Source organism: Rathayibacter sp. AY1F2 (assembly GCF_002930885.1).
Taxonomy (GTDB): domain Bacteria; phylum Actinomycetota; class Actinomycetes; order Actinomycetales; family Microbacteriaceae; genus Rathayibacter.
The window spans coordinates 119,238-133,094 of the sequence record NZ_PSVG01000005.1; the positions used below are offsets into that span (position 1 = coordinate 119,238).

Here is a 13,857-nt window from a genome sequence, read left to right on the forward strand (position 1 = left end):
CAGGAGGTGGTGCGGCGGCGGGCAGAGCCGGAGGCGAGTGCCCGGGAACGCGAGTGCGCGGCCGGCCGGAGCGGGCCGGGTCACCCGGTGACGGCGCCCTCGGCTGCCGAGCGGACGAGCTTGGCGTACTTGGCGAGGACACCGCGGGTGTAGCGCGGAGGGAGAGGGGCCCAGCCTTCTCGGCGGGCGGCGAGCTCGGACTCGTCGACGAGTAGGTCGATCGAGCGAGCGGCGATGTCGACCCGAATCGGGTCTCCGTCGCGAACGAATGCGATGGGACCTGCGTCCACCGATTCGGGAGCTATGTGGCCGATGCACAGGCCGGTTGTGCCGCCTGAGAATCGTCCGTCCGTCAACAGTAGTACATCTTTTCCGAGCCCGGCCCCCTTGATGGCGGCGGTGATGGCGAGCATCTCGCGCATGCCGGGACCGCCCTTGGGGCCCTCGTAGCGGATGACCACCACGTCGCCCTTCTCGATCCGGCCCTCGGTCAGAGCGTCCATCGCGGCGCGCTCGCGCTCGAACACGCGGGCCGGACCCTCGAAGACGGAGGCGTCGAAGCCGGCGGTCTTGACGACCGCGCCCTCGGGGGCGAGCGAGCCCTTGAGGATGGTGAGCCCGCCGGTCGCGTGGATCGGGTTGTCGAGGGTGCGGATGACCTCGCCGTCCAGCGGTGCGATGTCCATCGCGGCGAGGTTCTCGGCGACCGTTCTCCCGGTGACCGTCAGGCAGTCGCCGTGGAGCAGCCCGGCGTCCAGGAGCGCCTTCATCACGGCCGGGACGCCGCCGTGGCGGTCGACGTCGTTCATGACGTACTTGCCGAAGGGCTTGAGGTCGCCGATGTGCGGGATCGTGTCGCCGATGCGGTTGAAGTCGTCGATCGTGAGGTCGACCTCGGCCTCGTTGGCGATCGCGAGCAGGTGCAGGATGACGTTGGTCGACCCGCCGAAGGCCATCGCCACCGCGATCGCGTTCTCGAACGCCTCCTTGGTGAGGATGTCGCGGGCCGTGGTGCCGTTGCGCAGCAGCTCGACGACGGCCTCGCCGGACTTGCGGGCGAAGTAGTCGCGGCGGCGGTCGGCGGCGGCGGGCGAGGCGGAGCCGGGCAGGCTCATGCCGAGCGCCTCGGCCACGCTGGCCATGGTGTTGGCGGTGTACATGCCGCCGCAGGAGCCCTCGCCCGGGGCGAAGGCGCACTCGATGCGCTTGGCGTCCTCCTCGGACATGATCCCGGCCTTGACGCCGCCGACGGCCTCGAAGGAGTCGATGATCGTGATGTCCTTCTCGGTGCCGTCCGAGAGCTTGACCCAGCCCGGAGCGATCGAGCCGGCGTAGACGAACACGGCGGCGAGGTCGAGGCGGGCCGCGGCCATCAGCATGCCGGGCAGCGACTTGTCGCAGCCGGCCAGCATGACGGTGCCGTCCAGGCGCTCGGCCATCATCACGGTCTCGACGGAGTCGGCGATGACCTCGCGGGAGACGAGCGAGAAGTGCATGCCCTCGTGGCCCATCGAGATGCCGTCCGAGACGGAGATGGTGCCGAACTGGAGCGGGTAGCCGCCGCCGGAGTGCACGCCCTCCTTCGCGGAGCGCGCGAGGCGCTCGAGCGAGAGGTTGCAGGGGGTGATCTCGTTCCACGAGGACGCGATGCCGATCTGGGGCTTCTCCCAGTCGTCATCGCCCATCCCGACCGCCCGCAGCATCCCGCGCGACGTCGTGGCCTCGATGCCGTCCGTGACGGTGCGCGAGCGGGGCTTCCAATCGATTTCCGGCATGCGATGAGGCTACCGCCTCGCGCGCGGTGCCCCTGCTCGCCGGGCGGACCCGGACCGGCCCGCGCACCCGTTCCTGCCCCGGCCTCCGGCAGCGGCACCGGATGCGGACGTCCCCGCGGATCTCCGACTCGTCGCGAACGGCCGCTCCCCGCGTCGGCGGACGGCCGTCCTCGGCGAGTCGGCGATCCGGGACCCGCCGACGCTGACCGCCGGAAGGGGGCTGCTACTCCGCGCGCAGGTCGGCCAGCAGCCGGAGTGCGTGCGCGACCTGCTCGGGACCGCGGACCCGGTAGGAGGCCGCGGTGGTGCCCTCGCCGCTCTTGATGCCGACGTCGCCGGAGCCGAGGACCGCGAAGGCGTCCTCGTCCGTCACGTCGTCGCCCGCGTAGAGGACGGCGGTCGCGCCGGTGTAGCGGCGGAGGTGCTGCACGGCCTCGCCCTTGGTGGTCGAGCGGACCGAGAACTCCAGGACGTTCTTCCCCTCACGGACGGTGACCCCCTGCACCTCGGCGCGCGCCTCGGAGAGGGCGACGACGTGGGCGACGCGGCTGTGGCGCTCGGTCGCGAGGCGGGTGTGCAGGGCGAAGCCGGCCGGCTTGTCCTCGATCCAGACGTTGTCGATCCCGCGGGCGATGCCCTTCAGGACGTCCTCGAGCACTCCCACCTTCTCGAGCTCGTCGTCGTCGAGCCGGACCGCGTCCTCCTCGGGGTCGAGGCGGATCTCGATGCCGTGGGAGCCGACCAGCAGCGCCTCGTCCGGCAGCTGCGAGACCTCCTCCAGGCTCCCGAGCGCCCGGCCGGAGACCAGCGCGACCCGGGTGCCGGGGAGGGCGAGGAGCCGCAGCACGGCCTCGCGCGCCTCGGGGAGCGCCCGCGCGCGGGCGGGGTCGTCGACCTCGGGCGCGAGTGTGCCGTCGAAGTCGAGGGCCACCAGGAGCCGGTCGGCCGCGGCGAGCTCCCGCAGCGCCGCCGCGAGCCGCTCGGGCGCTCCCTCGCTCATCGCGCGCCGCCGTCGAGCTCGCGGTCGTCGGCGGCCTCCCGCTCGAGCTCGGCCGCCTGTCCGTGCGCCGAGTCGTCGCGGTGCTCGGCCTCCTGGCCGTGCGGCGCCTCCTGCCCGCGGGCGGCGGGCCGCACGTCGAGCTGCTGGCCGGCCGCGTGCTCCGCGAGAGCGGAGAGGAACGACTCGGACCAGCGCGCCACGTCGTTCTCGAGCACGCGGCGACGGAGCGCGCGCATGCGCCGGGTGCGCTCGACGCGCGGCATCCGCGCCGAGGCCTCCATCGCGTCCTTCAGCCCCGAGATGTCGTGCGGGTTCACCTGCACGGCCTGCTTGAGCTCGTCGGCCGCTCCGGCGAACTCGCTCAGCACGAGCACGCCGTCGTTGTCGAAGCGGGACGCGACGTACTCCTTCGCGACGAGGTTCATCCCGTCGCGCAGGGCCGTCACGAGCATGACGTCGGCGGCGAGGTAGAGCGCCACCATCTCCTCGCGCGGGTAGCCGTGATGGAGGTAGCTGATCGCCGGGTGCCCGAGCGTGCTGTAGTCGCCGTTGATCCGGCCGACCTGCAGCTCGATGTCGTCGCGCAGCTGCCGGTAGGTGTCCACGCGCTCGCGGCTCGGGCTCGCGACCTGCACCAGCACCGCGTCCTCGGAGGTGAGGCGGCCGTCCGCCAGGAGCTCGCCGAAGGCCTTCAGGCGGTGGCCGATCCCCTTGGTGTAGTCGAGCCGGTCGACGCCGAGCATGATCGTCGCGGGGTTGCCCAGCTCGGCACGGATCTCGGCGGCGCGGGCCTGGATCTCGGGGGTGCGCGCCATCGCCTCGAACGACGCGGAGTCGATCGAGATCGGGAAGTGCCGGGCGACGACCGGGCGCACGCTCGCCCCGCGCCGCGAGCGGTTGACGCGGCGGGTGCCGCCGACGGCCTCCTCCTCGACCGGGACCTCGACGACCGTGCTGCGGGTGTCGTAGCCCAGCAGGCGCCGGACCGCGCGGAGGAAGCTGCCCGCGTCTCCCTGGCGCTGGAAGCCGATCACGTCGGCGCCGAGCAGGCCCTCGACGATCTGCCGGCGCCACGGGAGCTGCGCGAAGATCCCGTAGGGCGGGAACGGGATGTGGTTGAAGAAGCCGATCGTGACGTCGGGCCGGAGCTCCCGCAGCATCTTGGGCACGAGCTGGAGCTGGTAGTCCTGGACCCAGACCACGCCGTCCTCCTCCGTCACGGCCGCGGCCGCCTCGGCGAAGCGCTGGTTGACCCGCACGTAGGCGTCCCACCAGTCGCGGTGGTAGGTCGGGGGCGCGATCACGTCGTGGTACAGCGGCCAGAGCGTGTCGTTCGAGAAGCCCTCGTAGTAGTCCTCGAGCTCCTGCGCGCTGAGGGCGACGGGGACGATCTGCACGCCGTTGTCGACGAACGGGGCGACCTCCTCGTCGGCCACGCCGGGCCAGCCGACCCAGGCGCCCTCGTTCGCGCGCATCACGGGCTCGAGCGCGGTGACCAGCCCGCCGGGCGAGGTCTTCCAGGAGGCGGTGCCGTCCTCGGCCACGACGCGGTCCACGGGGAGGCGGTTCGAGACGACCACGAACGCGTTGCGCTCGGTCCCTCCCGAGGTCCCGGCGTCGGTCCTGTCAGCGGCGGAGGAGGCGGAGGCGGAGTGCGGAGGAATGGGGGTCCCTTTTCGTCGGTCGAGCCGTCGTCGTGCCCGTCGAGGCTATCAGCCGGCCCCGCTCGGGGGACGGGGGATCAGCCCTGCACGAGGGCGAGGGCGAGCGTCGCTCCGCCCACCGTCGGGACGACCGCGACGAGTCCGAGGAGCGCGTACTGGCGCCACGAGACGTGCACGCCCAGCGCGGTCAGCCTCTGGTGCCAGAGCAGGGTGGCGAGCGAGGCCCACGGGGTGATCAGCGGCCCGGCGTTCACGCCGATCAGCAGGGCGACCAGGCGGAGCGGATCCGCCGCGACGGGCTCGAGGGCGAGGTAGGCGGGCAGGTTGTCGACCAGGTTGGAGGCGACCGCGCCGGAGCCGGCGAGGCGCAGCAGGTCGAGCGTCCCGCTCCCCTCCCCCGCGACCACGGCGAGCGCCGCGCCCAGCCCGAGCTGGTGCGCCGCCTCCATCGCCACGAAGAGGCCCGACGCGAACACGACGAGCTGCCACGGCAGGAGGGCGGGCGTGAGCGCCGCGGGACGGCGCACCGCGAAGAGGACGATCAGCGCGACCGCGGCGACCGTCGCCGGGATCCACACCTCGAGGCCCGAGACGAGCGCCGGCAGGAGCAGCGCCACGACGGTCCCCGCGCCGACGAGCAGCACCCGGTCCTCCACCGGCGTCCGCTCCCCCGGGGTGTAGCGCCCGGCCAGCTCGCGCCGGTAGCGGATCGCGAGGATCAGCACGGGCACGACGGCCGCGACGAGCGCGGGCACCGCGGTCAGCGCGGCGAAGGCGAAGGGGCCCTCGACCCCCAGGCGCCGCTGCGCGAGCAGGTTGGTGAGGTTCGAGACGGGGAGGAGGAGGGAGGCGCAGTTCGCCAGCCAGACCGTGGCCATCGCGAACGGCAGGGGCGGGACGCGCACGTGCGCCGCGAGCAGGACCACGACCGGGGTCAGGAGCACGGCGGTCGTGTCGAGCGAGAGGAACACCGTGCTGACGACGGCCATCGCCACCACCAGCAGCCAGAGCACCGCGGTCCGCCCGCGGCCCCACTCGGCGGAGCGCTCGGCGACCACGGTGAAGACGCCGGCCTCGGAGGCCAGCTCGGCGACCACGGTCACCGCGACCACGAAGCCGAGGATCGGCGCCGTCCGCTCGACCAGCTCGCCCAGCGCGTCCATCGGGAGGACCCCCGTGACGACGGCCACCGCCCCGACGATGAGCAGCACCGCCCCGATCACAGCCGTGCGCATGTCGTTCCCGTTCTCCTCGGCGTGCCCCGGCTCGAGGATTCGGGTCCCGGCGGCGGTCCACCGTAGCGGGACAACCCCTCGGTGCTGTCAAGCGTTCCTCTGAGAGGTTTCGCACCCGCTAGCGTCGGGGTGAACACGGGAGGCACACGCATGCGCAAGTTCATCCTCAACTCCAGCGTCATCAGCGCGATCGTCGGCGGCTGGTCGATCCTGCAGACCACGCGCAAGGGCCCGCGCGACTGGCGCCTGGCCCTCCAGTGGGTCAGCTGGGCCATCTCGGTCACCGTCGCCCTGGGCTCCGTGTCCTACGACTCGAAGGAGATCGTCAAGGAGGAGCGCGGCAAGAAGCGCGACCGCTAGGCCCTCCTGACGCGCCGCCTCCCCGCGGGGCGGCGTGTCAGCCGGTCTCCCGACCCGGTGGCGGCGACACTGTTCCCAGTCGCTGCCGGCACGGGAAACGGGGTTCGTCATGAGGTTTCGTCTGAGGCGTCGCAAGGCGGCCCCCGAGGTCGTCGAGGCGGCCCCCGTCCTCACGCAGGACGAGCTCTTCGCCGTCGTCCACGAGCGGCTCGCGGCCTTCGTCGGATCCGAGGGCGCCTGGGTCGTCACGCGCCGCAGCCACGACGACCGCGACCCGATCTTCCACGGGATGCTCGCGCGCTCCCTCGCCCACGAGCTCTCCGCCGCCATCCAGGAGGAGCAGCTCCGCGCCGGCGCCGAGCGGACGTCGTCCCCGGTCACCGAGGCGATCCCCGTGATGCGCGCCTCCACTCCCCCGGTGGAGCCGGCCGCCCTCACCTGGGAGCCGAAGCCGATCGCCGTCTGGGCGGAGCCGGCCCCCGCCGACTTCGCCGTCGACACCCCCGTCGCGACCCGCTCCTGACCCGAGCGGTCGGCCGGCGGGCTCGCCCTCCGGCCGACCCGACGAGCGACGTCGCCCTTCCCGCTGATCGAGGAGGCGGCGCGGCCGCCGTCTCGAGATCCCCCGCGGCCGCCCCTCCCCCGGCCGCCCGTCAGAGCGTCGGCCAGCTCCCGGGTCCCTCGCTGCCCGCCGGGTACTCGTCGAGCGGCACTCGATCCGCGTGCCACGCGTCGATCGCGGGCTGCACGATGCGCCAGCACTCCTCTGCGGCGTCCCCGCGGACCGAGAGCGACGGGTCGTCGTCGAGGATCCCCGAGATGACCTCGCCGTACGCCAGCAGCTCGCCCGCGCCGAAGGTCGCCTCCAGCGAGGCGCGCTCGAGCGTGTACGGGTCGCCGGGGCCGTTGATGTTCAGCTCGAGCGACATCTGGTCGGGCGCGAGGAACAGCCGCAGCACGGACGGCGCCTCGGTGCCCACGAAGCCGCGGGGCAGGTGCGGCACCGGCTTGAAGCGGATGACCACTTCGCGTCGCCGCTCCCCGAGCGCCTTGCCGGAGCGGAGGGTGAACGGCACGCCGGCCCAGCGCCAGGTGTCGATCTCGACGACCAGCTCGGCCAGCGTCTCGGTCCGGCGAGCGGGGTCCACCCCCTTCTCGTCCGCGTAGGCGGGCAGCTCGCGTCCGTCGATCGTCCCCGCCGTGTAGCGGGCGCGGCGCGAGCTCGCGGCGGGGTCGTCGCCGTGCAGGCGGGTGGCGCGCAGGACGATCGACTTCGCGTCCCGGAGGTCGGCCGCGTCGAGCGAGGACGGCGGCTCCATCGCGATCACCGCGAGGACCTGCAGCAGGTGGCTCTGGATCATGTCGGTCAGCGCGCCCGCGCCGTCGTAGTAGCTCGCCCGCCCCTCGAGGGCCAGCTGCTCGTCGTAGACGATCTCGACGCTCTCGATGTGCTCGGCCGACCACAGCGGCTCGAGGATCCGGTTGGCGAAGCGCAGGCCGAGCACGTTCATCACGGTCGCGCGGCCGAGGAAGTGGTCGACGCGGTGGATGCGGTCCTCGGGGACCAGCGCGGCGAGGCGCTGGTTGAGGGCGTGCGCGCTCGCCTCGTCGGTCCCGAACGGCTTCTCCAGCGCCAGCACGGTGCCCTCCGGCAGGTCGTGGGCGGCGAGCGCCTCGCAGGCCTTCGCCGCGATCGCCGGCGGGAGGGCGAAGTAGACCGCCACCGGACCGGCGCAGCTCGCGAGCAGTGCGGCGAGCGCCTCCGGATCGGTGACGTCGACCTGCTGGTAGCGCGTGCCGGAGGTGAGCGCGTCCACGCCCTCGCCCTGCGCCTCGACGGTGGCGAAGGAGGCGGTCAGCACCTCGTGCCAGTGCTCCTGGGTCCAGTCCTCGCGTCCCGCGCCGACGAGGTGGACCCGCCGGTCGGTCTCGCGGGTCAGCAGCTGGCCGACGGCGGGGAGGAGGAGCCGCGAGGACAGGTCCCCCGTCGCTCCGAGGATGAGCAGGGTCGAGACGGTCTGTGCCATGCGGCTCACCCTACGGCGGCGCTGAAGAGCCCCGCTCCGCCTTGACTGGGAGGCCACAGCCGCACCTGAGAGGATCGCCGCATGGTCTCCCCGATCGAGGACTACGCCGTCCTCTCCGACTGCCGCACGGCCGCTCTCGTCTCCCGCGATGGGGGGATCGACTGGCTGTGCCTGCCGCGCTTCGACTCCGCCTCCGTCTTCGGCGCCCTCCTCGGCGGCGACGACCAGGGGCGCTGGTCGCTCCGGCCGGTGGACGGGGAGGCGACGAGCGAGCGCCACTACCTCGGCGACACGCTCGCGCTGGTCACCCGGTGGACGACGCCCACCGGCGTCGTCGAGGTGGTCGACGTGATGCCGCTGCGCGACGAGCGCGCCGAGCTGGTGCGCCGGGTGCGCGGAGTGTCGGGGACCGTCCGGATGCGGCAGGAGCTGCGCATCCGCTTCGACTACGCCCGCACCATGCCGTGGGTGCGGCAGGAGGGGACGGACGAGGATCCGCTGCTCGTCGCCGTCGCCGGGCCCGACGCGGTCGTGGTGCGCGGAGTGCGGTTGAAGGCCGTCGACCACGCCCACGCGGCGGAGTTCGACGTCGACGCGGACGCGGTCGTCGACCTCTCGATGGCGTGGTTCCCCTCGCACCAGCGGGCGCCGAAGCGCCTCGACGTCGACCGCGCGCTGGAGCGCACGCTCTCCTGGTGGTCCGAGTGGGCGTCGGCGATCGACTACGACGGGCCGCACCGCGACGCCGTCGTCCGCTCGCTGCTGACCCTCCGCGCCCTGACCGACGACGAGACCGGCGGCATCGTCGCGGCGGCGACCACCTCGCTCCCGGAGCAGTTCGGCGGCGCCCGCAACTGGGACTACCGCTACGTCTGGCTCCGCGACGCCTCGCTCACCCTGCAGGCCCTGCTCGCGCACGGGTTCGAGCAGGAGGCGCAGAAGTGGCGGGCCTGGCTGCTCCGCGCGGTCGCGGGCGCGCCGGAGGACGTGCAGATCATGTACGGCCTCGCCGGCGAGCGCGACCTGCCCGAGCGGGAGATGCCGAGCCTGCCCGGCTACGACGGCGCCTCCCCCGTGCGGATCGGGAACGCCGCCGTCGACCAGTACCAGGCGGACGTGATCGGCGAGGTGATGGTCGCTCTGCACGAGGCCCGCGTGGCCGGAGTGGACGAGACGGAGTTCTCCTGGCCGCTCCAGCGCGCGCTCCTGGGCTTCGTCGAGACCAACTGGCAGCGGCCGGACAACGGCATCTGGGAGATCCGGGGCGAGCCGCGGCACTTCACGCACTCGCGGGTCATGATCTGGGCCGCGCTCGATCGGGGCGTCCGCGCCGTGCGCGAGAACGGCCTGCCCGGTCCGGTCGAGACCTGGGAGCGCCTCCGCGACGAGGTGCGCGCCGAGATCGAGGCCCAGGGCTTCGACGCCGAGCGCGGCCACTTCGTGCAGTCCTACGGCTCGCCCGAGGTCGACGCGTCGCTCCTCGTGCTGCCGATGGTCGGCTTCGTCCCCGCCGACGACCCGCGGATGCTGGGCACCGTCGCCGAGCTGGAGCGCGTGCTCCTGCAGGACGGCCTGCTGCACCGCTACCGGACCGAGTCCTCGGTCGACGGCCTCGCCGGCGGCGAGCACCCGTTCCTCGCCTGCTCCTTCTGGCTCGTCCGGCAGTACGCCGACTCCGGCCGGATCGACGACGCGCGGACCCTGATGGACCGGCTCGTCGGGCTCTGCAACGACGTGGGCCTCCTCTCGGAGGAGTACGACGTCGAGGGCCGTCGGCACGCGGGGAACACTCCCCAGGCCCTCTCCCACCTCGCCCTGGTACAGGCGGCCGACGCGATCGCGGCAGCCCGATGAGGCGCCGCCGCGTCGTTCTCGCGAGCATCGGCGGAGTCCTCGGAGTCGCGGTCCTCGGCTTCCTCACCTGGAGCTCGATCGTCAGCGGCCCCGACGAGGACGCCCTCGCCCGCGTGCGCGCCGATCCGGCGATCGCGGTCGAGCGCACGGACGACGCGCTCGTGATGACGCCGACCTCGACCGGCGAGCTGGCCGGCACGGGCCTGGTCTTCATCCCCGGAGCGAAGGTCGACGCCTCCTCCTACGAGGCGACCCTGGCTCCGCTGGTCGAGGCCGGGGCGACCGTCGTGATCACGCGGCCGATCCTGCACCTGGCCTTCTTCGATCTCCGCTCGCTCGAGACCTTCACCAGCCAGGCCGAGGGCGTCGACCGCTGGCTCGTCGGCGGCCACTCCCTCGGCGGCGTCAAGGCATGCCAGTGGGCCGAGGACCCGGCGGTGGCGGGCCTGGTGCTGCTCGGCAGCTACTGCGCGAACGACCTCTCGGGCTCCGGGCTCCCCGTCCTCAGTGTCAGCGGATCGGAGGACGGGCTCAGCACGCCGGAGAAGGTCGCCGACGCGAGCGTCCGGCTGCCCTCCTCCGCCGACCTCGTCGAGATCGACGGCGCCAACCACGCCGACTTCGGCTGGTACGGGCCGCAGGCGGGCGACGGCGAGGCGACCATCAGCCACGAGGAGGCGGACGCCCGCATCGCCGAGGCCCTCCTGGGCTTCAGCCGCGAGGTCGGCTGAGTCGCCCGCTCCCGCTTGACCTCGAGCGCACTCGAAGTCGTAGGTTGACGCCATGTCCACCGCCACCGCCGCCCCGGCCGAGCCGGAGGTGCTGTCGATCTCGCAGGTCGCCGCCGTCACCGGTCTCACCGTGCACACCCTGCGCTACTACGAGCGCGCCGGGCTCATGCTCGACCCGGTCGAGCGCGCCTCGTCGCAGCACCGCCGCTACCGGCCGGCCGACGTCGGCTGGGTCGACTTCCTCACCAAGCTCCGCGCGACCGGGATGCCGATCGCGAGGATCCGCGAGTACGCCCGGCTCCTCCGGATCGGGCCCGCCACGGAGCCGGAGCGCCTCGCGCTGCTCCGGACGCACCGCGAGGAGGTCGAGGCGCAGCTCGCCCGGACACACGCCAGCCTCGCTGCGATCGACATCAAGATCGCGGCGTACCAGGAGAGGACCACCCACTGATGAAGACGATCACCCTCGGATCCGACGTCGCCGCTCTCGAGGTCTCGCGCCTCGGTCTCGGCGCGATGGGCATGTCGGCGTTCTACACCGGCGCCGGCACCGACGACGCGGAGTCGATCCGCACCGTGCACCGCGCCCTCGAGCTCGGCGTCACGTTCCTCGACACCGCCGAGATCTACGGCCCGTACACCAACGAGGAGCTGCTCGGCCGCGCGCTGGCAGGCCGCCGCGACGAGGTGGTGCTGGCGAGCAAGTTCGGCATGATCCGCCACCGCGGCGACGGGGGCCGCGGACTCGACGGCTCCCCGGAGAACCTGCGGCTCGCCGTCGAGGGCTCGCTCGCGCGCCTCGGCACCGACCGCATCGACCTCTACTACCAGCACCGCATGGACCCGGGCGTCCCGGTCGAGGAGACCGCCGGGGCCTTCGCGGAGCTGATCCAGGAGGGCAAGCTCCGCGGCTACGGCCTCTCGGAGGCGGCGCCAGCGACGATCCGGCGCGCTCACGCCGTGCACCCGGTCACCGCTGTGCAGTCCGAGTACTCGCTCTGGACCCGCGACCCCGAGGCGGAGGTGCTGCCGGTCCTCCGCGAGCTCGGCATCGGCTTCGTCCCGTACTCGCCGCTGGGCCGCGGCTTCCTCACGGGCAGCATCCGCTCGGTCGCCGAGCTGGGCAGCGACGACTTCCGCCGCGACAACCCCCGCTTCGCCGACGGAGCGCTGGAGGCGAACCTCCGCATCGTGGAGGCCGTCGACCGTGTGGCGGCAGAGGCGGACGCGACCGCCGCGCAGGTGGCGCTCGCCTGGCTGCTCGCCCAGGGCGAGGACATCGCTCCGATCCCGGGCACCAAGCGCGTCTCGCGCATCGAGGAGAACGCGGCCGCGGACGCCCTCGTGCTGACCGCGGAGCAGCTCGACGTCCTCGGCGCGCTCGAGGCCCCCGTCGGCGACCGCTACGCCGACATGAGCTCCGTGAACCGCTGACCGCTCTGCGGGACGCCGCTCGCCGCGCGCACCCCGGGCGCGGCCGTGCGAGCGGCGTCCTCGCAGGAGTCAGTCCCGCGGCGGCAGCTCCCGCTTCGGGGTGTCCCGCTTCGGGGTGTCCCGCAGGTCGATGAGACCTGTGAACATCGCCCCCCGCTCGTTCGAGCGCTCGTCGCCCGAGAACAGGTTGTCCGGGGCGGAGGACCCGTGCCGGCGCGGGGTCGCGGCGCGAGCGGGCTCCCGCTCCATCTCGACGCGCTGACGCGGCAGGGCGACGGGGTCGTTCTCGTGCAGCCACGAGACGAGCCGCTCGCGCACGTAGCAGCGCAGGTCGAAGAGCGTCGGCGCGTCCTTCGCGGTGACGAGCACCCGGATCCGGACGAAGCCGCCCGTCGCGTCGGTCACCTGCAGCACGCTGGTGCGCCGGTCCCAGAGGTCCGTCTCCTCGAGCATGCGGTGCAGCTCGTCGCGCATCTGCTCGGGGCTCACCCGCCAGTCCAGGTCGAGCTCGACGGCGCCGAGCAGCTCGGACCCGGTGCGGGTCCAGTTCTGGAACGGCTGGGTCGTGAAGTAGTTCGTGGGCAGCACCAGGCGGCGGTCGTCCCAGAGGTGGACGACGACATAGGTCAGCGTGATCTCCTCGATCCGCCCCCACTCGGTCTCGACGATCACCACGTCGTCCAGGCGGATGGCGTCACTGAAGGCGAGCTGCATCCCGGCGAAGATGTTCGTGAGGCTCGACTGCGCGGCCAGGCCCGCCACGATCGAGAGCACGCCGGCCGAGGCCAGGAGGCTCGCACCGGCCGTACGGGCCTCGGGGAAGGTCAGCAGCGAGGCGCCGATCGCGATGACCACGACGGCCGCCACGGCGACCCTCCGGATGATCGTCATCTGCGTGCGGAGGCGGCGTGCCCGGCGGTTGTCGGCCGTGTCGGTCCGGTAGCGCTCGGCGCCCAGGTCCTCGAGGAACACGAACAGGGATCCGATCACCCACGCCGCCGCGCCGATCGTGGCGATCTGGAACACCCGCTGCACGAGACCCGGCCAGGGGTCGCCCGACACGGTGGCGGCGAGCGCGGCCCAGACCGCGATGGTCATCAGCAGCACGCGGAACGGGATGCGCAGACGCCGGATCAGCAGGCGCGCCCAGGTCTTGCGCTTGCCGACCGAGCGCAGCACGAGGGCGACGACGGCGGTCGCGACCACGGCGATCACGACCGCGATCACCACGGCGAGCGCGATCGAGCCGATCACGGGGAGGACGTCTTCGGGCACATCGGTCCTTTCTGGAGGGGAAACGGAAGCGAACGGAGATCCTGCCACGCGAACGGGGGTCGGTCCGCATTCTGCGCCGGACACCGTGCGGATGCTCAGGCGCCTGTTGGCGTCGGCGGACGGAGACGTCGACCTCGCCTGGAGCACCGTCGCCCGGACCTTCACGCGGACGGGCATCACCCTGAGCCTGACCGCCGCCGCAGACGACCAGGCCCGGGCCTTAGACGCGCTCGACGTCGGGATCGGCTCCACGAGCGCCGGCTTCCGCGGAGTCCTGCCGCCTTTCGACCCGTCGACCGCCGCACCCTCCAGCGAGTGAGCACGGGCCGGCGCTCCCCCCGCGGGCGCTCCGAGGAGGTCGGGAACGGACTCGGACCGGGAACGACGAAGCCCCGCACCTCACGAGGAGGTGCGGGGCTGGTGGTGCACCCCCTCGGACTTGAACCGAGAACCCACTGATTAAGAGTCAGTTGCTCTGCCGATTGAGCTAGAGGTGCGTTCC

General features: G+C 73.0%; 13 protein-coding genes and 1 tRNA gene. 7 read left to right on the top strand and 7 right to left on the bottom strand.

The window, feature by feature from the left end; all coding sequences use genetic code 11:
• Window positions 1–80: 80 nt before the first annotated feature.
• From ilvD to C5C54_RS06105, 4 genes are all read right to left on the bottom strand, one after another.
• The gene (gene ilvD, locus C5C54_RS06090) at window positions 81–1,775 is read right to left on the bottom strand and encodes a dihydroxy-acid dehydratase (RefSeq protein WP_104233215.1); all 1,695 of its coding nucleotides are present in this window, start codon (window positions 1,773–1,775) and stop codon (window positions 81–83) included.
• A gap of 223 nt (window positions 1,776–1,998) precedes the next feature.
• Window positions 1,999–2,775: a trehalose-phosphatase gene (otsB, locus tag C5C54_RS06095; RefSeq protein ID WP_104287963.1), complete on the bottom strand. Its 777-nt coding sequence runs from the start codon at window positions 2,773–2,775 to the stop codon at window positions 1,999–2,001.
• The gene (locus C5C54_RS06100; protein WP_104226244.1) at window positions 2,772–4,355 is read right to left on the bottom strand and encodes a trehalose-6-phosphate synthase; all 1,584 of its coding nucleotides are present in this window, start codon (window positions 4,353–4,355) and stop codon (window positions 2,772–2,774) included. The genes otsB and C5C54_RS06100 overlap by 4 nt, the downstream gene beginning before the upstream one ends.
• A 161-nt stretch (window positions 4,356–4,516) precedes the next feature.
• Window positions 4,517–5,674 carry an SLC13 family permease gene (locus C5C54_RS06105; RefSeq protein ID WP_104287964.1) on the bottom strand — a complete coding sequence of 386 codons (1,158 nt, stop codon included), beginning with the start codon at window positions 5,672–5,674 and terminating at the stop codon, window positions 4,517–4,519.
• A 150-nt stretch (window positions 5,675–5,824) separates the two neighbouring features.
• On the opposite strand from C5C54_RS06105, the gene C5C54_RS06110 reads away from it, so the two are divergent.
• Window positions 5,825–6,034 (top strand): hypothetical protein, encoded by a 210-nt coding sequence (locus C5C54_RS06110; RefSeq protein ID WP_104223546.1) that lies wholly within the window; start codon window positions 5,825–5,827, stop codon window positions 6,032–6,034.
• 109 nt (window positions 6,035–6,143) lie between these two features.
• The gene (locus C5C54_RS06115) at window positions 6,144–6,557 is read left to right on the top strand and encodes a hypothetical protein (protein WP_104287965.1); all 414 of its coding nucleotides are present in this window, start codon (window positions 6,144–6,146) and stop codon (window positions 6,555–6,557) included.
• A 130-nt stretch (window positions 6,558–6,687) separates the two neighbouring features.
• Here C5C54_RS06115 and C5C54_RS06120 read toward each other — a convergent pair whose 3' ends face one another.
• Window positions 6,688–8,061 carry a glucose-6-phosphate dehydrogenase gene (locus C5C54_RS06120; protein WP_181065465.1) on the bottom strand — a complete coding sequence of 458 codons (1,374 nt, stop codon included), beginning with the start codon at window positions 8,059–8,061 and terminating at the stop codon, window positions 6,688–6,690.
• 81 nt (window positions 8,062–8,142) lie between these two features.
• Between C5C54_RS06120 and C5C54_RS06125 the strand changes: the two genes are divergently transcribed.
• From C5C54_RS06125 to C5C54_RS06140, 4 genes are read left to right on the top strand one after another with little or no spacing between them, the layout of a single operon-like run.
• Complete coding sequence (locus C5C54_RS06125; RefSeq protein WP_104223549.1) at window positions 8,143–9,915, top strand: glycoside hydrolase family 15 protein; 1,773 nt, start codon at window positions 8,143–8,145, stop codon at window positions 9,913–9,915.
• Window positions 9,912–10,646: an alpha/beta hydrolase gene (locus C5C54_RS06130; protein WP_104223550.1), complete on the top strand. Its 735-nt coding sequence runs from the start codon at window positions 9,912–9,914 to the stop codon at window positions 10,644–10,646. Before C5C54_RS06125 ends, C5C54_RS06130 begins: the two co-directional genes overlap by 4 nt.
• Before the next feature lie 52 nt (window positions 10,647–10,698).
• Window positions 10,699–11,097, top strand: a complete 399-nt coding sequence (locus tag C5C54_RS06135; RefSeq protein WP_104223551.1) for a MerR family transcriptional regulator — start codon at window positions 10,699–10,701, stop codon at window positions 11,095–11,097.
• Window positions 11,097–12,080: an aldo/keto reductase gene (locus C5C54_RS06140; protein WP_104226238.1), complete on the top strand. Its 984-nt coding sequence runs from the start codon at window positions 11,097–11,099 to the stop codon at window positions 12,078–12,080. Before C5C54_RS06135 ends, C5C54_RS06140 begins: the two co-directional genes overlap by 1 nt.
• A 69-nt stretch (window positions 12,081–12,149) precedes the next feature.
• Here the strand turns inward: C5C54_RS06140 and C5C54_RS06145 are convergent, their stop codons facing one another.
• Complete coding sequence (locus tag C5C54_RS06145) at window positions 12,150–13,355, bottom strand: mechanosensitive ion channel family protein (protein ID WP_258063236.1); 1,206 nt, start codon at window positions 13,353–13,355, stop codon at window positions 12,150–12,152.
• A 91-nt stretch (window positions 13,356–13,446) separates the two neighbouring features.
• Between C5C54_RS06145 and C5C54_RS17900 the strand changes: the two genes are divergently transcribed.
• Window positions 13,447–13,674 (top strand): hypothetical protein, encoded by a 228-nt coding sequence (locus C5C54_RS17900; protein ID WP_181127348.1) that lies wholly within the window; start codon window positions 13,447–13,449, stop codon window positions 13,672–13,674.
• Window positions 13,675–13,776: 102 nt separating this feature from the next.
• Here C5C54_RS17900 and C5C54_RS06150 read toward each other — a convergent pair.
• Window positions 13,777–13,852 (bottom strand) — tRNA-Lys (locus tag C5C54_RS06150).
• Window positions 13,853–13,857 lie beyond the last annotated feature (5 nt).